Origin of the sequence: Clostridium rhizosphaerae, assembly GCF_016765585.1 — a bacterium.
Taxonomy (GTDB): Bacteria; Bacillota; Clostridia; order Clostridiales; family Clostridiaceae; genus Clostridium_AT; species Clostridium_AT rhizosphaerae.
Map to the genome: position 1 here is coordinate 27,946 of NZ_JAESWC010000015.1, position 19,834 is coordinate 47,779.

23 protein-coding genes are annotated in these 19,834 nt (G+C 32.9%); all 23 read right to left on the reverse strand.

All coding sequences use genetic code 11. The features are described 5' to 3' along the window. The 23 genes from JK636_RS18315 to JK636_RS18425 all read right to left on the reverse strand — a co-directional run bounded on the left by JK636_RS18315 (nt 1) and on the right by JK636_RS18425 (nt 19,801). A complete protein-coding gene (locus tag JK636_RS18315) occupies nt 1–2,760 on the reverse strand; it encodes a VWA domain-containing protein (protein ID WP_202750431.1) in 2,760 nt (919 codons plus the stop codon). Nucleotides 2,761–2,894: 134 nt separating this feature from the next. Next, nucleotides 2,895–3,215 (reverse strand): putative heavy metal-binding protein, encoded by a 321-nt coding sequence (locus JK636_RS18320; RefSeq protein ID WP_021655675.1) that lies wholly within the window; start codon nt 3,213–3,215, stop codon nt 2,895–2,897. Nucleotides 3,216–3,239: 24 nt separating this feature from the next. Then, the gene (locus tag JK636_RS18325; protein WP_202750432.1) at nt 3,240–5,042 is read right to left on the reverse strand and encodes a vWA domain-containing protein; all 1,803 of its coding nucleotides are present in this window, start codon (nt 5,040–5,042) and stop codon (nt 3,240–3,242) included. Nucleotides 5,043–5,120: 78 nt separating this feature from the next. Then, nucleotides 5,121–5,588, reverse strand: a complete 468-nt coding sequence (locus JK636_RS18330; protein ID WP_202750433.1) for a YdeI/OmpD-associated family protein — start codon at nt 5,586–5,588, stop codon at nt 5,121–5,123. A 173-nt stretch (nt 5,589–5,761) separates the two neighbouring features. Beyond that, nucleotides 5,762–6,664, reverse strand: coding sequence for a class I SAM-dependent methyltransferase (locus tag JK636_RS18335; RefSeq protein ID WP_202750434.1), 903 nt, complete (start codon nt 6,662–6,664; stop codon nt 5,762–5,764). Beyond that, nucleotides 6,657–7,184: a GNAT family N-acetyltransferase gene (locus tag JK636_RS18340; RefSeq protein WP_202750435.1), complete on the reverse strand. Its 528-nt coding sequence runs from the start codon at nt 7,182–7,184 to the stop codon at nt 6,657–6,659. Before JK636_RS18340 ends, JK636_RS18335 begins: the two co-directional genes overlap by 8 nt. A gap of 44 nt (nt 7,185–7,228) precedes the next feature. After that, complete coding sequence (locus JK636_RS18345; RefSeq protein ID WP_202750436.1) at nt 7,229–7,885, reverse strand: hypothetical protein; 657 nt, start codon at nt 7,883–7,885, stop codon at nt 7,229–7,231. A 58-nt stretch (nt 7,886–7,943) separates the two neighbouring features. Then, on the reverse strand, nt 7,944–8,366 hold the full coding sequence (locus tag JK636_RS18350) for an NUDIX hydrolase (protein ID WP_202750437.1): 423 nt from the start codon (nt 8,364–8,366) through the stop codon (nt 7,944–7,946). A gap of 13 nt (nt 8,367–8,379) precedes the next feature. Then, the gene (locus JK636_RS18355) at nt 8,380–9,156 is read right to left on the reverse strand and encodes an rRNA adenine N-6-methyltransferase family protein (RefSeq protein ID WP_202750438.1); all 777 of its coding nucleotides are present in this window, start codon (nt 9,154–9,156) and stop codon (nt 8,380–8,382) included. Between the two features lie 20 nt (nt 9,157–9,176). Next, nucleotides 9,177–9,698, reverse strand: a complete 522-nt coding sequence (locus tag JK636_RS18360) for a 2'-5' RNA ligase family protein (protein ID WP_202750439.1) — start codon at nt 9,696–9,698, stop codon at nt 9,177–9,179. A gap of 14 nt (nt 9,699–9,712) precedes the next feature. Next, on the reverse strand, nt 9,713–10,321 hold the full coding sequence (locus JK636_RS18365) for an HD domain-containing protein (protein WP_202750440.1): 609 nt from the start codon (nt 10,319–10,321) through the stop codon (nt 9,713–9,715). A gap of 85 nt (nt 10,322–10,406) precedes the next feature. Next, nucleotides 10,407–10,817, reverse strand: a complete 411-nt coding sequence (locus JK636_RS18370) for a YkvA family protein (protein WP_202750441.1) — start codon at nt 10,815–10,817, stop codon at nt 10,407–10,409. Nucleotides 10,818–10,840: 23 nt separating this feature from the next. Beyond that, nucleotides 10,841–11,410 carry a GNAT family N-acetyltransferase gene (locus JK636_RS18375; protein WP_202750442.1) on the reverse strand — a complete coding sequence of 190 codons (570 nt, stop codon included), beginning with the start codon at nt 11,408–11,410 and terminating at the stop codon, nt 10,841–10,843. Further along, a complete protein-coding gene (locus JK636_RS18380) occupies nt 11,400–12,005 on the reverse strand; it encodes an NUDIX hydrolase (RefSeq protein ID WP_202750443.1) in 606 nt (201 codons plus the stop codon). The genes JK636_RS18375 and JK636_RS18380 overlap by 11 nt, the downstream gene beginning before the upstream one ends. A 23-nt stretch (nt 12,006–12,028) precedes the next feature. Further along, on the reverse strand, nt 12,029–12,313 hold the full coding sequence (locus JK636_RS18385; RefSeq protein ID WP_202750444.1) for a ribosomal protein L7/L12: 285 nt from the start codon (nt 12,311–12,313) through the stop codon (nt 12,029–12,031). Nucleotides 12,314–12,331: 18 nt separating this feature from the next. Next, complete coding sequence (locus JK636_RS18390; RefSeq protein ID WP_202750445.1) at nt 12,332–13,051, reverse strand: hypothetical protein; 720 nt, start codon at nt 13,049–13,051, stop codon at nt 12,332–12,334. Between the two features lie 17 nt (nt 13,052–13,068). Then, nucleotides 13,069–14,265 (reverse strand): hypothetical protein, encoded by a 1,197-nt coding sequence (locus tag JK636_RS18395; RefSeq protein WP_202750446.1) that lies wholly within the window; start codon nt 14,263–14,265, stop codon nt 13,069–13,071. A gap of 9 nt (nt 14,266–14,274) precedes the next feature. Next, nucleotides 14,275–15,087, reverse strand: a complete 813-nt coding sequence (locus tag JK636_RS18400) for a VanW family protein (protein WP_202750447.1) — start codon at nt 15,085–15,087, stop codon at nt 14,275–14,277. A 160-nt stretch (nt 15,088–15,247) separates the two neighbouring features. After that, nucleotides 15,248–15,646 (reverse strand): VOC family protein, encoded by a 399-nt coding sequence (locus tag JK636_RS18405; protein WP_202750448.1) that lies wholly within the window; start codon nt 15,644–15,646, stop codon nt 15,248–15,250. A gap of 41 nt (nt 15,647–15,687) precedes the next feature. Then, nucleotides 15,688–16,242, reverse strand: coding sequence for a histidine phosphatase family protein (locus tag JK636_RS18410; RefSeq protein WP_202750449.1), 555 nt, complete (start codon nt 16,240–16,242; stop codon nt 15,688–15,690). 40 nt (nt 16,243–16,282) lie between these two features. Then, nucleotides 16,283–17,170 carry a DUF58 domain-containing protein gene (locus tag JK636_RS18415; RefSeq protein WP_202750450.1) on the reverse strand — a complete coding sequence of 296 codons (888 nt, stop codon included), beginning with the start codon at nt 17,168–17,170 and terminating at the stop codon, nt 16,283–16,285. 7 nt (nt 17,171–17,177) lie between these two features. Continuing rightward, the gene (locus JK636_RS18420; protein WP_202750451.1) at nt 17,178–18,164 is read right to left on the reverse strand and encodes an AAA family ATPase; all 987 of its coding nucleotides are present in this window, start codon (nt 18,162–18,164) and stop codon (nt 17,178–17,180) included. Between the two features lie 20 nt (nt 18,165–18,184). After that, nucleotides 18,185–19,801, reverse strand: coding sequence for a hypothetical protein (locus JK636_RS18425; RefSeq protein ID WP_202750452.1), 1,617 nt, complete (start codon nt 19,799–19,801; stop codon nt 18,185–18,187). Nucleotides 19,802–19,834: the final 33 nt, after the last annotated feature.

Here is a 19,834-nt window from a genome sequence, read left to right on the forward strand (position 1 = left end):
TTAAAAGTATCTATTCTTCTTCTTATCTAGAAGAGCACCGGTATCTAATTTATTATCTTCCTTATCTTTAGATTTTTTATCCTTAGAGTCTTTTTCTTCATGTTTTTCAGTTTCTAAAGGTGTCTCTGAAGATTTTTCATAATCAACATACTCCTTCTTCACAGTTGGTTCAACAGCTTCCTGTAACTTCTTATCTTCTTTTCTTTTCTTAAATAAATCCTTAAAAGATATATTTAATTTTCTTTGAACAATATCAATAAAGAATAAAAGCAAAGCTAAACTTAAAAAGTATGGTGTCAGCTGAGTCTTGCTTATTACCGCTTTTAAATCCCCTGAAAAAACCTCTGAAGGACTTTTTATATAACTTACTCCCATTTCAGTAAGCATTTTATCTAAAGAACTATTTTGCGTTGAGATTTTATACTCTGGTGAATACTGAAGAGCCGCTGCAGAATTTATTGCCGCCAAGACCTGATCTCCCTTATTTTGTCTTACACTCACCATGTATACCCCGGTCTGTTTCATATCAAAGCTTCCTGTATACTCACCTGGTGACGTCGGATTTAGCTTTACTTCCTTGCTGGTAGAATCTGGTGCCATTACTACAGCATTTACCGTTAAATCCTCACCCGCATTCTTAGTTGTAAGCTTTATCTCACCCTTGCTTCCGGAATTTTTCACATCTACATGTCCACTTTCATCACCGTAGTTTTCTACTGTATAATTTATTATGTTCTGCCACAGCTTTAAATTTTTATCCCAGGTTACATAATTTTTGCTCCACTTTCCATTCATATCTGAGTTCCAGGCTACAGCCTTGCCTAGCCCGTACTGCCATACAGATAATATAGGATCTTCCTCATCACTTTGCAGAATAACTCTTGCTGTTTCCTTTGGTGAGGAGGCAACATATCCAAACAAATTAGGAAGCTTTCCATCTACTAAAACTCCGTTTAAAATCTGATGATTGCTTACTACTCTTGGAGTAAATTCTCTTTCATTCAAATAAACGTTAGCGGCCATAAATATCTCTTTTGCAAATATTCTAGGTATATTTGTGTTTTCATCAGTGTAATAATATCGTCCGCCAGCCTTTTTAGCTATTCCCTGAAGAAGCTTAGTATCAGCATCTTTACCAACTGCAACAGTAGAAACAGTTATCTTTTCTTTTTTCATTTTTTCTATTAAAGGATCATAGCCTGATTGTTCGGCCTGACCATCGGTTAAAAGAATTACATGTTTGATTTTTGTTTTACTTTCTTTTAGTGATTTATAAGCTTCTTCAAGTGAAGGAAGTATTGTTGTTCCTCCGCCAATGCCTATTGCTCCTATTTTCTTTTTGATTTCAGTCTTATTGGAAGCTTTTTGTCTTGATACAGCCCAAGTTACTTGATCATCAAAAGCTATAACTCCAAGCTCATCAACATCTCTTAGTGTATCCGCAGCTTTAAGAGCTGCATCTTTAGCCAAATCTATCTTTTTAACATTTTGATTTCCGCCGCTCATACTTCCGGAGTGGTCTATAACAAGAACAAGCCCCATCTCAGGTATTGCCTTCTTGCCTCTCATGTCCATATATACAGGAAGTACCTTTTCAAGAGGAGTATTCAGATATTCTCCTAATATAAAGCCTTCATCTCCTCCTGTTGCTATAAAACCTCCTGCAAAATCTTTAACATAAGGCTCTAAAGCATTTAAAAAACCTTTATTTAAGCTTTCAACATGGACGTTGCAGGTAATTATGGTCTTATATTGATTAAGCTCTTCAATATTTCTTGGTGCAGCTGCGGCATTAATTTTTTTATAATCCATCTTTGAAGCAATAAGCATTTTTTCTAATTCACTTGCTTCTCCATTTTTATCTTCAATTAGAAGTATTTTGGGCTTGTCCTGAACATTGGTAAAAGAAGAGTATTCATTATTTTTAACTTCAGTATCCTTGTTTGGCTCTACAACAACCTTATAGCTTTTGAATCCACCGCTGTCAGCTGTATCCTTAAAAACGAATTTATTGCTGCCCTTTTGAAGCTCAACATTCATTTCCCCTCTTTTTTCTCTTCCGCTGTATAGGGTAACCTTTGCTGAAGTGCCTACTGTGCTTGTTATATTAGCAACTACGGTAAATTCATCTCCAAGGTTTATCTTTTCAGGTATGCTTATATTGTCAACAGCCACCTCATCACCCTGTGGCTTTTCGATTTTGTACACCTTAAAATCTACATTCTGCTCCAGTAGCGATGGTGCTATTTTATAGGCGCTGCCCTCATTTTCCTCTCCATCAGTTATAAGTACAACCCTTTTTTTATTATTCTGAGGAAGAAGTGACAATGCCGTTGTTAATCCATTTTCAATATTTGTATATGTACCTACTGGTTTAGTCTCTATTTTGTTAAAGGAGTTATTTTTCGAAATAAATTGGTCAATTAAACTGTCACTGCCAAAGGTTATAATACCCATCTTATCCTTCTTTGGCTTTTGAAGCAGTGCATCTTTGACAAACTTCTCTTCTTCATCTTTATGAAGAGCCGTACTGTCTGAGGAGTCTACAACAAACATAGTTGTGGTAGTATCTATCTTCCACTTTATACTTATACCTGCAAGAGCCAATGCCAAAAACGTAAAAACCAATATTCTTGCAGTAAGTACAGATATTTTCTTTTTTCTCGTCATTCTTATCATGAAACGAGTCATTACAAATGTAAAAACTATAGCTAAAGGAATAATAATTAATGCGTACGGTCTTAATATTTCTAAGGTCAAATTTATCACCTCCAAGTGGTGTCTTATGTATAATGGACTGTTATAAAACAGCTTAAGCCTAGCGTGCTATTTAAGTAAGGGGTCCCTAAAATTCAAATAACACGCGATAGGTTTAGACTGTTTTAAGGCAGGCCCTACTCAATAACTACAGCAGTACCTGATGCAGTAACCATAAGCATATTGCCTCCTTGACCAAGTACCTCGTAGTCAATATCGATTCCTACAACAGCATTTGCGCCAAGCCTTGATGCACGCTCTTTAAGTTCTTCCAATGCATTTTCTCTAGCCAGAATAAGCTCATCCTCATAGGACTTTGATCTTCCTCCAAAGAAGTTAGTGAGTCCTGCTGCAAAGTCTTTTATAAAATCGACTCCGGATATAACTTCTCCGCAAACTATTCCTCTGTATTCAACTATCTTTCTTCCTTCGATATTGTTTGTTGTTGTAACTATCATAATAAACCTCCATTTATAATAAATTTAATATCTTCTTACATATGCAATCCATTCAAGAGCCATAAGTGCAATTAGCCCCATAATTAAATATAGCTGAAGAACTATTCCTGACATCTTGCTTAATGCTGTTTTAGCTTTTGCATCTGTATTGCTCACTTGTACATTTATATTTGATTCCTTATCCGTCGGGAAATTTACAGCAAATATATTGCTTTTTTCAGCATCTCCAAACTTTTGAGTTACCTTATAAACTCCAGGCTTGTAGGTTGCTGAAAAATTCTTTAGCGGATACCTCAAAGGTATTATTTCCTTTGTGCCATAGGAAGTATCCACGGTTAAATCTCCTCCATCAGCCTGTGCATTAACCTCAACTCCATCGCCGCAAAGATAATCAGTCTTAACCATTAGTCCTGTATCAACAAGATAAGAGCATAAATTATGCATAAGTATTGGAAACTCAGCATTCAAAACTAAATCTGTCTTGTGAAGATCAAAGCCTATAGCTGCATACTTTTTATTCTTATATTCTCCTACAAAGGCTGCAACTTTATCATTTACCTTTAAAATAGGTTTACCCCATTTAGGAATAACCATATCTCTTTGCTTTTCAACATTAAAAATAGCTCCAGTTACATACTTTGTTACATTATCTTCTACAACCTCACCAAGTCCGCCTTCCACAGTTGAATTTACCTGGAAAAGCGAGTTATCAGGAGGATTAACAAATAGAATACTTCCGTCGCTTGGAAGAACACTTGGAACCACACCATCAAATATATATAAATTATACTTATCTGAAAGCTTAAGCCCATCAATGCTGCTGGCTTTATAAAGTTCAACATTATTTACAGTTGAAAGAGCTTTTTCAATATATAGATTCTTTGAAGTAACTAACAGAACCTTTTGAGTTTCTCCCTGCTTAATAACATCATATGCAGTATTATCATTCATTAGGTCATCCTTTTCAGTAATCTGAGCCTTCAAATGATCACCTTTTATCGCAATACCTTCAAAGTAAACAGTCTTGGTTTCTCCTGCCTTAATATCGACCTTTTTAACAGCAAGCACTTTATCATCACCATAGATGCAGATTTCTCTATTTAAATCCTTATCGCTTCTATTTGTTGCTCTCACCATAACCTTAAGTCCATTCTTTTCCTTGCTGTGAGATATGTAATCAAGACTCACATTGTCTCCTTTACTCGTAAGGCTTACTACCTCCGCATTTAAATCCTTTATATCAACATTTCCATCAGTATAGAAAACTGCTCTGTAGCTTTCGTACTGCTTGGCCATAGATTTTACAAGAGACACTGTTTCGTTGATATCTCCTGACAAATCCATAGGCTGCATTTCCTTAAGCCTTAAAAGCGCCTCAGCCTTATCAGTAGTTCCGCTCACCTCAACCTTAGGAGTATTTCCACTCGATATAATGCTTATTCTGCTTCCTGTCCTTAATGAACCTATAAACTTTTCTGCCCTCTTTTTCGCTTCCTCAAATCTTGTATTATCATTATATTTAGCTTCCATACTTCCTGTATTATCAATAACAAGAATCACATTCTGATAATCTTTCCCCCTAAAATTTAAGAAAGGATCTGTCAATGCCAGTATTAAAAGTAAAATGGCCAAAAGCTGTAAAAATAAAAGCAGGCTCTTTTTAAATCTCTCCCAGGGTGTATTTACTTCCTTGCTTTTATAAACCTTGTCCCAAAGATATAAACTGGCTACTTCCTTTTCCTCCGGTTTTTGCTTTAAAAAATACAGCATAACAACAGGTGGAATCAACAGCAAAAATAAAAAAGGCCAGTACGAAAAAAATCTCATTTAATCACCTACTTTTGTAAATTCTAAGGTTCTGTTTCAGCAGTAACAACAGGCTGTCCTTTCTCTAATAACCTAGTATTACGGACACTTCACTCCATCATTTAGAAGTTTTATTGACTCTTCTATTCTCTTTTCTCTTGTGTCTATTTTTTTTGCATTTGTTATCCACTCAATATACTTTTTCTGATTTGTATAGGATAAGCAATAAAAAAACTCTTTTGCCTTTTTACTCTCCTCCAATACCTTTTTAAAGTCTTCAGGCAATTGAACAACTCTAGGTTCATCATCTTTTTCAATAATCACATGTACTGAGTCTCCTGCCTGTTTGCTAATCTCTTTTCTTATCTTCTGAGTTATTCCAATACAATGGCAGTAATGCCCCATTTTAGCAAGTGATCCTCTATATTGATATCCATCAAATGATGCCTTAACTTTTACTTGCCCTTTAGTTTTAAATTCTTTTTCCGCATCAAAAGGAAATTCAATAAATGCTGCATCCATTTCATCATGTTTTTTTATTACTGCGTCAAATTCATAAATATTCATATTGCCATAATCTCCTTTTTTTATTGGTGCTTTTTCTCCAGCAAAACTTCACTTTTAAAGCTCTCAACGTTAATTTTATTTATATATTATCTGCAACATCCGCAAAAACATATAAACATAAGAACATATATCTGCTATATAAAATTTTTAACATGCTCTTTATTTACCCCAAACTATGATGCACTCTTCTTTGTTCCATAGGATATAAGCGTTCCCGGTGCTTGAATAACATAGGCATTATCTTTATTAGTCATTAAATACTCACTTATTTTTGAAATGCCATCAACATAGCTTTCAGCCTCTTCTCTGCTTAATCCTCTGCCCATAAGTCCACTAATATAATCTGTCTTATCTATTTCTGATAATTGTTTATTCCATCCCCAAGCCTCTGTGAGTGCCTTGAATTGTTTAAGATGCTTTTCTTCATCTTCCATAGGATTAATAAACTTAATACTGTCATTCATTCTTACTCCAACCTTATGAAGTCCCAATTCCTGCATAAGCATAGGAATTTTCATAGCAAACCTATAATCTCTTCCACCGTTTTTAAGCTCTGTTCTATATAATTTTCTGTGAAGCTCTGTCATTCCCAGTTCAATATAATCTAAACCACTGAAATAACAGCCTGCCTTTTCAAGCTCCAAATCTGATTCCATACATATAACTAAGCCCTCAGGTACAATCGCCTGTATCATTTTTCCAAGAACTTTCTCTGCATTAGGTATATGTCTTAACACAGCTTGAGATAGAGCAATATCATATTTTTCTTCCGATTCATATTCATTCAAATCTGCTTTAATAAATTTAACAGTATAGCCCGAACCCTCAAAAATATTTTCCGCTTCCTTTAAAAGTTTTTCACTTATATCAACTCCGGTATATGTACTTCCCTTTGGCAATAAGGGCAAAAATAACAGACCTACATATCCAAAGCCACATCCAAAATCAACTAGATTCACAGGCTTCTTTATCTTCCAAACTTTTTCTATTAGAAATTCAATATAATCCTCATTACACCAGCCTGTACGTATTGCTTTTAAAAAATCAAGTCTTTCATTCCAAAAAGCTTCACTCATAACTTTCACACCCTTTTAAATTGTCAAAGAAGTATATATCTCCTAAGGTTCCATCAGCATATTCCGTTTCTGGATAAGCTTTTACAAGCCTGTAATTGTTGTTTGTGTATTCACTTACTACGTTATCCCAAAAGTATACAGAAGCTAAGTTTTTAGGATGTCTTTTTAACTGCCATCTGCCCTTAAACATATCAAACACTCTTTTTACCGCATACTTTCCAACTCCCATGCGGCGATACTTGTACATAATAAAAAATTCGGCCAATGAGTAATCGGTCTCTTCTTTTGTTTCTGGAAAATCATTCACCATCGAAAAGCCAGCCAGCTTATCGTCTACAGTAATAAAAAATGCCCATCGATTTTTTTCTGTCCAATAATTATCCAAATAGTCATAGCCATATAACCCCAGCTTGTTTACATCACGATCATCATATTGAGAAAACTCATAATCATATTTCTCTAATAAATTTCTTAGTATTTCTTTATCTTCTAACCCTACAGGAATGATGTCTATTTTCATATTGAATCACCAGCTTTATTAAAATTTAGTATCAATATAAATGTCTAATCATTTCCGAACAAAATACTATTAATATAAATAGATTCCTCTGAAATAAAATCCTGCATACGAGAAATAGTAGCATATTTATTACAAGATACATCTACAGATTCTCTTGGTAAAAATTGAACATGCAGGAGATTGTCTTTCATTTTATTAATTGCATCTTCATCAATAATATTTGGAACATGGTAACTTTCTGCATTTTCAAGCATTTCCCATATTATTTTTTTATTCGGATTTAAGTCATATAGTACATAGTCCAGATCATAAGATTCTTTATGATAAATACTACCCATTCCGCTTTCTAGTGCTTGTATATTTTCTTTTAAAAATGGGGTCCATATTTTTATATTATTTTGTATATCAGCTAGTATGTGTGCACAAAAGCCATATATGAAGTCTGCTTTTTCTGTATGCTTGTTTTCCTCTAAAAAAGCAAGTACATTTTTTAGCCATTGTTCATTATTTGAAATCTTGCCCCATTTTTCATTTCCAACACATAGATGGCTTTTCTTTTTCATATCACTGTTATAGTTTTCTATAAAGTGAACCGAGTCAGGTGCAACAGCACCAAGCATAAAATCACAAGGTTTCTCAATCTGAGTTGTATCCTTTAATATATTATAAGCAATAGACAAATGAGTCATTGGAAAAGGCATTATATTACTTCCCCTCTTATTTAACTCAAAGTTAAATTATTTACGGTCATAAATTAATTTAATATCTCAAGTACTTCTCAACTTTATCGAACAAGCACGGCTGAATCAGAGGATAAGTTAAATTCTCAGGTATACTGTCAAATAATTTAACTTCACCTATTTCGAAATCAAGAAGTTCTCCTAATGATTCTACTTTTGCATAAAATAGTTGACCAAAGGATTCCTCCTCTCCCCTGCCTACAGAATATATATATATTGGTATGATATTAAAATCCTTTGCACCAGTCTCCTCAATTAGCTCTCTAGATGCCGTATAGTTTATATCTTCGTTTTCTTCCCTGTGTCCTCCAGGTATCTCCCAAGTCTCTCTTTTCTTATGCTTTACAAATATCCATTTACCACTATATTTTGCCATGATAACTGCAAAATGAAGTTTGTCATCTTCTATTGTATTTAAATCATAAAAATTAACCTTAATCATATTTTTAACTCTCTTATTTCTTCCGCGCTAAGTATAGCACTACAAATTGGGGCTTTAATATTTGATCACCATGCTTTTTTATTGTTTCTCTAATATTATTAAACAACTTATCTTTTATATCTGCATCTAAAACCTGATGTGCAGAATTCGTATTAAATAGTGCTATGTAATCCTCACTTGAATACTTATCAACCCACTCATATCTTTTCACAACCAAATCCTTAAATAAGCAGGTTGCATTAATTGATTTTATTCTCTCCTCTATTATTTCTTCGACCTGATTTGAATTATTATAGTCAAGATGAGGTGCATATTTCTGATAAGCTTCACTTATCTCGGTAAATATCTCTCCTATTCCGGGAACATGATGTGTCCAAAAGAAACCTATTGTTCCGCTTTCAGTTAATAATTCTGCTGTTTTCTTATATCCTATATTCTGCTTTATCCAATGAAACGCTGTAGCTGATATAGCTAAATCAAACTTCTGTCCTTGTTTTTCTTTCCATCCTTCAAAATCCGAATGAAAAATATTAATATTTTTATAATGTTTAAACTTATCAGCCGCAATTTTACATAAATCTTTTCCTAGCTCAACAGCAGTAATATTTGTGTATCCCAAATTCACAAAACCTTCTGTTGCCTGACCAGTACCACATCCTATTTCAATTATGTTATCATCTTGCTTCAAGTTTGAATACTCAATTATATCTTTAAATACTTTTATAGGATACGTTGGTCTTATTCTGTCATATTCCTCAGCAACTTTATCGAAAGCATATTTTCTTTGCATAACTTTTATCCCCTGTACACCTAAAAACTTATATCATTTTCTATTATAGAATCCTCATTCTCATCAATAATTTCCACACTTACTTTATTAACTATAGTTTTAAAACTGTCAGAAAAATGTTTAGTATCATTAATCGCTCTTTTAAATGCCTCTTCATCCTCCAAATTTCCTACAGTCATATGAGGCATAAACTTATTTCCAATCAGCCACTTAGGGTAATATTCTTCAAGTACTCCTGTGTATAATTTTCTATGTATCTTTATTATTTCCTCGCTGCCTTTTGCTACATTTAAAAATAAATATCTTCCAAAGTTTATTGAAGGTGTTATACCTGATATAACTAACTCAAAAGGTTTAAATTCAGATAGTACATTTATTATATGTTCCTTTAACATTTCAGAAGTTATGTTACTTTCAAAAGGAAAGACCACGGTTATATGAGGCCTTACATGATTAGCAAGAGGATCATATTTTTCTCTTATTTCATCTATAACATGTCCACTTTCAAAATGAGGAAAAATCATAATGCATCTTTTTATCATAATTATCACCAACTCTATAATTTAAAAGTATTTTCAACTACACCCGGCAGCACACTATAAATAGATTTTCCCATACGCTTTTCAAAATAGTCTTTTATTTCAAAGGTTGCTTTCCATTTAGGTATGATATGTTGATGAACCCCATGTCTTAAAGCAACATCAATCATTCTCTTTTCCATAAGCGTAAAACCTTCTGGAAGTGCTAATGCATCGCATAATTGAATTAACTTATCATAGTCATCCAATTCAATTGAGTCCAAATATTTTACAACAAACTCATATTCATCCTCGCTGCAATCCCATTTCCCGAAGGCTTCTTTTATGTTTTTAGTGGAAAAAGAGTGCGTTATGCATATTCTGCCTAAAAAATCATATCCATTTTCTAATGCATAGGTATATCCATCAAGACAATGTCTCATATTTGTAACTCCGCATCTTCTCCCGATATCATGAAGCATTCCTACTATATATGCTGCTTCTGGGTCCATGCCTTCGCAGTTTTCAGCTATTAGTTTAGCTGCTTGTCCTACATATAGAGAATGTTGAACCCAAGGTCCTGGATTTAATTTTTCTGCCTCATTAAGTATTATCTTTGCCTCTTCTAAATTAGGTATTCCTCTCATAATTTTCTCCTTTCACTCGAAACACTGGGTAGTTTAGATTACTCGTTCTCACTCGCAAACTACCCGTTAAAGCCCATTTAGGGCTTTAACCTCCATAAATTTTTAAAGCTATTATTATAATAATTAAAATCCAAATACTTATTATAATTCCGCCGGCAATCCAACTCTTAGGCTTACCATCACTAAAGATATTTTCGGCCTGCTCTCTACATTCTGCCATAATATTGCTTGGTATCAATTTTACTGCTAATGCAATACCAATTGGAAGCAAAACTAAATCATCTAAATATCCCAAGACAGGTATAAAATCTGGTATCAAGTCAATTGGACTTAATGCATAGCCTACTACTAGCAGTGAAACTATTTTTGCATACAAAGGTACATCTTGACGTCTGTATGCTAAATATAACGCTCCAATTTCCCTTTTAAGTTTTATAGCCTTACGCTTAATTAATAAAAACAATTCTCTAAGTCTACTGTGTAATTTATTTTCCATAATCTACCTCGAAATAAGTTAGCCTAAATTTTGTAATCCTGATAAAGCAAACCATATACCTCCAAGTCAACTACTCCTTTACCTGACCACAAACTTGCCTGTCTTAAGGCACCTTCCTTTATAAACCCATTTTTAATAAGAACTTTTTTTGACTCATTATTATCAGGCATTACTTCAGCTTGTATTCTGTTTACCCCTACATTTTCAAATAAATATCTTACTAGTATTTTTAATGACTCAGTAGCAATTCCTTTTTTCCAATATGCTTCTGCTAAAAAATATCCTATAGTTACCATATTAATCTTTTGATTAATATCAAATACTTCAATGATGCCAACAAGCTTCATATTGTCCTGCTTATAGTAAATACCCCACTTTATTCTTGATTTTTTATTATAATCCCGTTCAAAATGCTCTATCATATTTTTTACAGTCTCTTTATTCTTTTTAGGTATTATTCCACAGTATTTAAATACATTATCATTGCTGTATATTGAAAATAATTCTTCAAGGTCAATTTCTTCTATCTTTTTTAGAACAATATTTTCTGATTCAAGTACTGGAAAACTATCAAATAAAACATTATCTTTCATTGTAATCTCCTTTAATATATTTAATTGCCACTTCATTTTTGTCCTCTAATAACTTATACAAGAAAGAAAGATGAACTCCTGCATACATTTCCATATCATAGTTAATTTCTTTTTGCCTAATGAACTTTCCACCGCCGTCAATAAAATCTCTTAGTGTTAATCTATTAGAACATATATTTATTATGTCCTTATCTTTCAAGAAAACTAATCCATAAGCTTCTGATGAAGGTTTTGGCTCTTCTTCAGTATAAGATAAAAATACTGCAGTTGAACTTAATTTATCTTTTTTTATAACTAAAGGCTTAACATTCCAATTTATTAGATCACTTATATCGAAGTAATCACTGTCCTCCCAGCTGCTTTTATAGAGTATGCATGGAGCGTCAATAAGCTTTACTTCTATCGAGCATTCTTCTTTTATTTCTCTTTCTAAGGCCTGCAGCAAACTTTCACCTTGTTCCACATGCCCTCCAAGTCGAACTATACCAAGTTTCTCACCGGAACTGTCAGGTCCTATCATAAATACAAGAGTATCCTGATACCTAATAAATGCTCCTACAGTTTTAAGCGTATTTAAAAGATTTATATCAAACATCTTAATTCTCCTAAAAATTATTGCTATTTTAGGCTTAGCCTATCAATATGCTCTTTAGCTTCCTTTAGTCCAATTCCGGTAGCTATTCTATACTTTTTAATTGCTTCAATCTTTTTACCTTCTAGAATAAGTTGTTTTAGCTCAATATCTAGTTCATCAGTAATTAAATCAGGTACACCAATCTGCTTGGCAATCCTATCTAAATTTGCATTTATTCGTGCTAAGTCACTTCTTAGCTGACTAATAGAACTTGATATACTTATTAATACTACTCCACCTATAATTATCCAAACTAAATTTATATCCATTTAATTACCCCTTTCAGGTTAATCTCTATGTTTTCTCAAATAATCCTGACACCTATTGTACCAAAGTCTTTCATGCTCCTCTGGTGCAACGACTCTCTTAGTTAAATCACTAACCTTAAAAACTCCGGCTTCTTCGCACCAGCTCATACAAACTCTATAAAAGGCTGTATCTGCATTTCCAAGCTCAAAGTGCGCATAGACATATTGAAAGCCTTTGTTAAAAGCAGCAACAAGTCTTGAATGTCCATCTATTGAAACTATCTTATTATCAATTTTCACACAGGTAACTACAACATCTTCAGGCTTCTCTATCCATGAGCATGCCCTATCTAACTTTACCATGTCCACAGTAAGCTGTTCTGGAACAATGTCATTTATATCTATTTTAATGACGTTAATATTAGTATCTAAGTTCAATATCCAAGTAATATTTTTCTTAAAGCCTGCTTGTATTAACTCATCACAGCTAAATATATTTTCATCCTTTCGATATGAAATTGTTTTTACATATGGATTCCAATACACAAGTTCCTCAATGAATCCTTTAAGCAATTGCATCTTATCGCATTCTTCGAAAATACTAAAATTAATAATTTCCGCTTCATAAATGTTTTTTATGTCATATTCAAATACTCCAAAAACCTTTTCATTTTCACTAGCCAGTAATGCAGTATTATGTATAAAACTATTTTCGTATTTTATATAATCATTTTTCTCTCTCGCCCTGTAAAATTCCATTTTATATCCTCATTTCGTTAGTAATCAGTAGAAAGACTTCTTAAGTACCTGCCCTCGCCCTCTATATTCTGTGGCGGTTCCACAAAGCCTTGTTTAACTAGATACTCATTGGTTTGTCCGAAAATTTGATGCCATATTTCATTTCCTATCTCTTTAATTGACACGCTATGTGTTATTGCTGTTAGTTCCCTCATTTGATCTTTTAGGTTTTCAAAAACTTTCTCTACTATACGATATATAGTTGAAAGAATTATATCTGCCAATTCATTAACTATTTCATTATCCTTAGAGTAAAAGATAGGAACCTTAACATCCACGCCGCCATTTTTATCATTTAAACTTAAATAGCTCATTTCCTCTAAAAAATCCACTATATTTCTATCCGACTCTGAAAGTTCATTATAGTTGATGTGCCCTTTATTTATTTCGAGAATTAATTCTCCACATCTTTGTGCAATTTCTTTGTTCATATTATCAATAAGTTTCACATAGGCTACGTTTAATTCATGAAAAGGAGTTGCAGCCTCAAGAGATTTTTGTGTCATCCTAAAAAATCTAAATATATCTTTTCTTTGACCGTTATCATCACCGAAGCTATTAAAGATATATCCACAGGATCTATAATTATTACTGCTGCACAAAAGCTTGTTGCTATAACTTTCTATATTCTTGCTTTCTTCATAGGCTATAATAATATAGTCTCTATTTCCTGGTTGAATCTTAGAAGTGCAAAATACATCCTTCTCTTCGAAAAAGTTGAAGGCGAATCCATCAAATATCTTATCGCAAATGATATGATATAAAATTCTTTTATAGCTAAAAGAACTGCTGGCCGTTAGCTGAGAAACTTTTTTTATAAGTGCTTCTTCTAAAGCCATTATACTGGTTCCAATTTCTTGTCCAACATTTTTTAGATATTTATCCATAAGAAAAACATCTTTTTCTAAAAATATTGGGAAAGTAATTCTGTAATTGTCTCCCCTTACTTCTATTGCATTAATCAGCTTAAGGCTCTCTATTACTTCATTAAAATTCTTTTCGTCAATAGCAAAACTTTTTATAATTTCATTTTTAGTTATTGAAAAAGGCTTGTTATTCGCAATTATGTAGATTATTTCCGCAACATATTCCTTACTGCATACATAGGCTGGATTATAGTCATCATAGCTCCCTGTATCTCCAAAGAAATAAAAATTTACTCTTTTGTGTTTCATTTTTTTCTCCTATCCATTCAAATATGGATTATATATCATATAAGCATGATTTTCTGTAACATACTCATCTTTAATCAAACCAATATTTTTGTTATAAGTTTTCCTATAAATTATATTATTACGTACATATCCACCAAACAGAGCAGGTGTAATTGAATGTTCCTTTTCATATAGCTCATAGCTATTCATAGACTCCTCTGTACTCCTCCACTCACCTACTAGATTGTCTTTAGTTAGATGTAATAAAAGCTGAAACTCAAAATTTGTTCCATTATAAATTTGCAGGTCTAGGGAAGGATATGAACAGGTTGCTCCAGTTCCAAAGGGCTGAGTTCTACTTACATCTGGAAAAATATCATGGCTGTGCCTGTATCGTTCGGTTATAGTTAAACCGGTATGCAAAGTCATCCAATATATAAGATTTGAAAGCTGGCAAAGACCGCCGCCAACTCCAGCCTTAAAGCTGCCGTCTGCACAGAGTACCAATCCATCTAAATATCCCTTTTTATATATAGGCTTGCCTATAAGCTTCCAGTAGGAAAAGGTTTCTCCCGGTTTTAAAACTATACCATTTAGTTTTTTAATAGCGATTTTAAGATTTGTTATTTTATTATATTGAAGCTGCATATCCACATCCTTTAATTTTCTCAAAAGAGGTGTGCTATGTGTAAACACTCTATATGTATATAGTTCTCTACTTATATTATTAGTATAGACTCTTCCGCTGAAGTACCACTGCTTATACCTTTTTGCTGTATAATAAGCTTTTCCCATTAGCAATCTTATTTTTGATCTTTTTATTGCCTTTTTTTCTAGATACATCTTCCACACATCCCCATACCATCAAAATGTAGAAATGGTTTACCATATAAACATTTATCCATATGGCTGACTACAATTTCTTTTTTAATAATGTCAGCTAACCGACTTCCTTTTACAAGTCACTAATAGTACTAGTCCTATAACTAACTACAGATTATTCTTATATCTTCTTTGCAAAAGCCAATATATGACCATCTAAGTCTGAGCCGTAAGCAACATGATCTCCCCAATTTCGAAGTTCTGCTTTGCTTATTCCGGTTCCACCCGCATTAACAAGTCTAATATAATATTCATCTGGATCATCTACAAACAAGTATATTTCGCTTCTTGGAATTCCATTTGCCTCCTTAGGATTTGGAATCTTATTTTGAAGAACTCTCATTATTCCTTCCTCCGGCATTATACCTAATAAAGCATTATTTAAAAGCTGGAACTCTGTCATACCTGGTACATGTAAATTAGGTTTATAGCCTAAAAGCTCCTCATAAAATAATTTACTCTTTTCCTGATCCTTTACATAAATAATAATCATTAAATTTTCATTTTTATTAATACTCATTTTATTCCTCATTCTTACTAACTCTTGTAACTTAATTAACCTTATATTTCGTTATTCTCTATATACTCAATTTTTTCATCATTAAAGGTGAATCTAAATACATCAGGCATTTTCATCTTAATCCAAAAATCATAATTATATTTTTCATCAAAGTAATTCAATATAACCCCTAATATAGTTCCATGTGTTCCTATTATAATATTTTCACCCTTATATTTTCTAAGAACCTCATATAATGCTTTTATGCCTCTATCTTGGGTTATTCTCAATGTTTCCCCATTATCCAGGCAAAAGTCAAAGTCCTCCCATTGCCTTTTAGAGAAGGAAAAGAAATCTTCTATATAGGCATCAGATACCTTTCTTTCTTTAAAATCATCTATAGTTTCTATGTCTAAACATTTATCTTTTGCAATTAGTTCAACAGTTGAAACAGCCCTTTTATATGGACTTGAAATAACTCTTGTTATATTAATATCTTTAAATACTTTAACTAATCTTGTGGCATCTGCTTGTCCCTTTTCTGTCAAAGGTCTTATAAATTCATCTGGTGTATACTTGACTTCTGCATGCCTTACAAAATAGATATTTGTGTACATCTTTGCCCCCTAATTTACCATTGAGTATTAATGAGTTTCCTTAATTGCTCGAAAGTACTCCGCTCCTAGAAAGTTTTTCAAACATTATCTTTTCTATACCTTCATCAGAAGCTGCCTCAATATATGCAGCACCATATTTTGCGGCAGTATCTATTATGCTCTTTTTAAATAACCCTAGCTGCTTTTTATAAGCCTTCATAATAGAATTATTTAATATTATATTTCTGTCCTCTCTAGTTTCGCTGTCAATTAGTTTTACCTGACCATAATAATCAGGTTCAAGTTCTTCCGGAGATAAAATATGTATAAGAATTACTTCTTGTTTTTTAAAAGTTAAATATTTTACTGCCTCTACTATTCCATTTTCAGTAAAGAAGTCAGATATAATTATAGATACTCCCTTGCTTTTAAAATCCTTTTTCATAACAGAAACATTAATATCAGTTGTTCCTTCAAATTCGATATTATTTAAATAACTCAAAGTCCTCTGAAGCATTAGCTTTCCGCTTAAGGCATCAGTAGCTTTAAGTTCCTTGTTTTTCATAGTATTTACACAAACTCTATCAAGATTGTTTAAAGCTAAATATGAAAAGGCAGCGGCCAGCCTTAATGCTAAAGTGGATTTTGATGGTTCTCCAAAGCCCATAGACTTACTGCTGTCAACAAATACGTTTATCATTGCTTCTCTTTCTTCCATAAAAAGCTTTATAAAAAACTTATCAAATCTCCCGTAGGCATTCCAGTCAATTCTTCTAAAATCATCCCCAGGCACATACTCTCTAAAATCTGAAAACTCTACAGAAGTTCCTTTTACTTTTGATTTTCTTGCTCCTGAAGCACCAAAACTTGCGCTTTTTTTAATATTAATATTTAAATTTTGAAGAATTTTAAAAAATTCAGCATCAAATAATTTATTCTTCTCTTCCATAACTGCCTCACATTACCTTAACGCTTTGAAGTATTTCTGTTATTAGTCCGTCTGTAGTTATACCATCTGATATGGCGTCAAAGTTTAAAAACACTCTATGTCTTAGTGCTGGATATGCAACATACTTTATATCCTCAAAAGATACATTAAATCTACCTTCCATAATAGCCCTTATTTTAGCAGCGCTTATCATAGCCTGCGCTGCTCTTGGACTTGCACCGTAGCTTACATATTTTTTTGATATATCAGGAGCATGTTCATTTTCGGGATGAGTTGCTAGAAGCACCTTAAGAGCATATTCTTGTACTCCTTTTGAAATTGGTACTTCTCTAAATATCTTTCTCATTTCAAGTATAGTTTCACCATCTATTATTTTATTTAATTCAATCTCTCTGTTTGTTATAGTCACATCCATAATAGCTTGAAGTTCACTAAGGTTTGGAAATTTAACATCTAATTTAAATAAAAATCTATCAAGCTGTGCTTCAGGAAGAGGATAAGTTCCTTCCATCTCAATAGGGTTTTGTGTTGCGAGTACCATAAAAGGCTCTGAAAGCTTATATGTATTTTTACCAACAGTAACTGTCCTCTCCTGCATAGCCTCAAGTAGTGCAGATTGAGTTTTAGGAGTTGCTCTGTTTATTTCATCTGCTAAAACCAAATTTGCAAAAATAGGACCCTTTTGAAACTCAAAGTTATTATTGGAGTTGTTATCCTTAACAATGATATTAGTTCCAACAACATCAGCAGGCATTAAATCTGGAGTAAACTGTATTCTTGAAAATGATAAATCCATAACCTTTGCAAGAGTTTTTACAAGTTGAGTTTTACCAAGTCCAGGAGCCCCCTCAAGAAGCACATTACCTCCTGTAAAAATAGCCAGCAATACCTGCCTTATAATATCCTTTTGTCCTATAATAGCTTTTCCAACTTCCTCTTCAATACTTTTTACTTTCCCAACTATATCTTGTATAACTTTTTCATCAATTTCCATAACTATACCCCTTTCGTTTTTTATTGTTCCAGTGAAGTAAAATAATTCTTAATAATATCTTTCATAGCTTCTGGTATTACATAAGAATTCATATTTTCGTAAGCTTTTTCTTTATATTTTCCTATAACTTTACTTAAGTCCTGAGGCTTACTATTTTCTGCAGCTGTCTTACTATCAGGAGGCGGTGGAAGATATACATCTTCTCCCTGCGCGGCATTACCATTTTCGGTCTTGTTTAGACCTGTAGAACCTTTATCGCTGTTTCCGCCGCTGCTACCAGTTTTACCACTGTTGTCACTGCTGCTGCCATTATTTTGATTTGGCTTTTCTTTATTATCACCAGATTTATTTTCATTGTCACTTGATTTGTTTTCTGGATTCTCTGAATTACCTCCTGGCTTTTGCCCCTGCTCATTATTACCATTTGGTGATGTGTTGCCTGTATTACTGCCATTTTGACCCTGCTGATTACCTGATTGTGGATTATTGCCTGTCTGTGCAGATTGGTTTTGATGCTGTGAATTATCAGCAACTTTATTTTCAGGCATAAAATTGCTTTGAATATCTTTCAATTCATTTTTAGCATACTTATTGTCCATAGGCTTACCTAAGGATTCATTAAAATTGTTTAGTGAATTAGCCAGCTCCTTAAGCTTCTCCGGATTATTCGATGCTAGTTTTTCTGCTATATCATTAAGTGACTTTTTAAGCTCGCTGTCCTCTGTATTTTTTGCAGTATCTGCAAAATCCTTCCCTACTTTTTTCTGTTCTTCTTCAGTAGCCCCCTGCATAGTTTGTGGCAGATTACTAATTTCCCGGGCAATTTCTTCTTTATCTCCTCTTTCGATAGCATTTGCCAAATTATTTGTATAATTATTTCTCGAAAGTCCGCTGGCCACATTGTTCAAATCATTTTCTTTATATTTATCTTTGATTTCATCTGTCTTAATTTGAAACTTGCTTAGTGAATTATCTATTTCGGAGAGGCTTTGGGCCTCTTTAATCTCTTTTCTTAATGAAGTTAGATTATCTAATAATTCTTTTTTATCTTCTTCTTTTAAAGTAGAGTTTTTCTTTATATCCTTTTCTACTTTCTCTATACTTGCTATTTTTTCTTCTTGAGTTATATTAAACCTATATTTTTGCTGTGCTTTGTCTTTTGCCTTTGTTGGTATAAAATTTGTTCCTGTTATTATGAATACAAATACAATAAATAAAATTATTTGCTTTCTGTTTATCTTAAATTTTAATTTTTCTTTATAGTCTAATTTCCTCAATTTACTTAAAGTATCTTTTTTCTGCAAAAGTGCAAAATTTTCTTCATTTCCTATAAGTTCTAAAGAAGTCACTGCTCTTTCCTTAAGTCCCATAGAATCTGCTGCTGCAGCTGCCTTATAATTCTTAGGAACCATAGTTAAGCTAACTAAAAATGCAATCCCTGCTCCTATTGCTGCAAGCTTAAGTGCAATTAAATATACTTTATATAGAGGAAAGAGCAGTGCTGAAATACTCACTGCTGCTCCACAAAACAAAGCTCCAATTATTCCCCAAATAATATAATTAATAATTATATTCAGATGAATTCTAAGCTTTATTTTCTTAATGAAAGCCAAAATTTCTTTATCAACACTGCTCATATTGCTACCTCCATAATCTTATTTAAACTATAT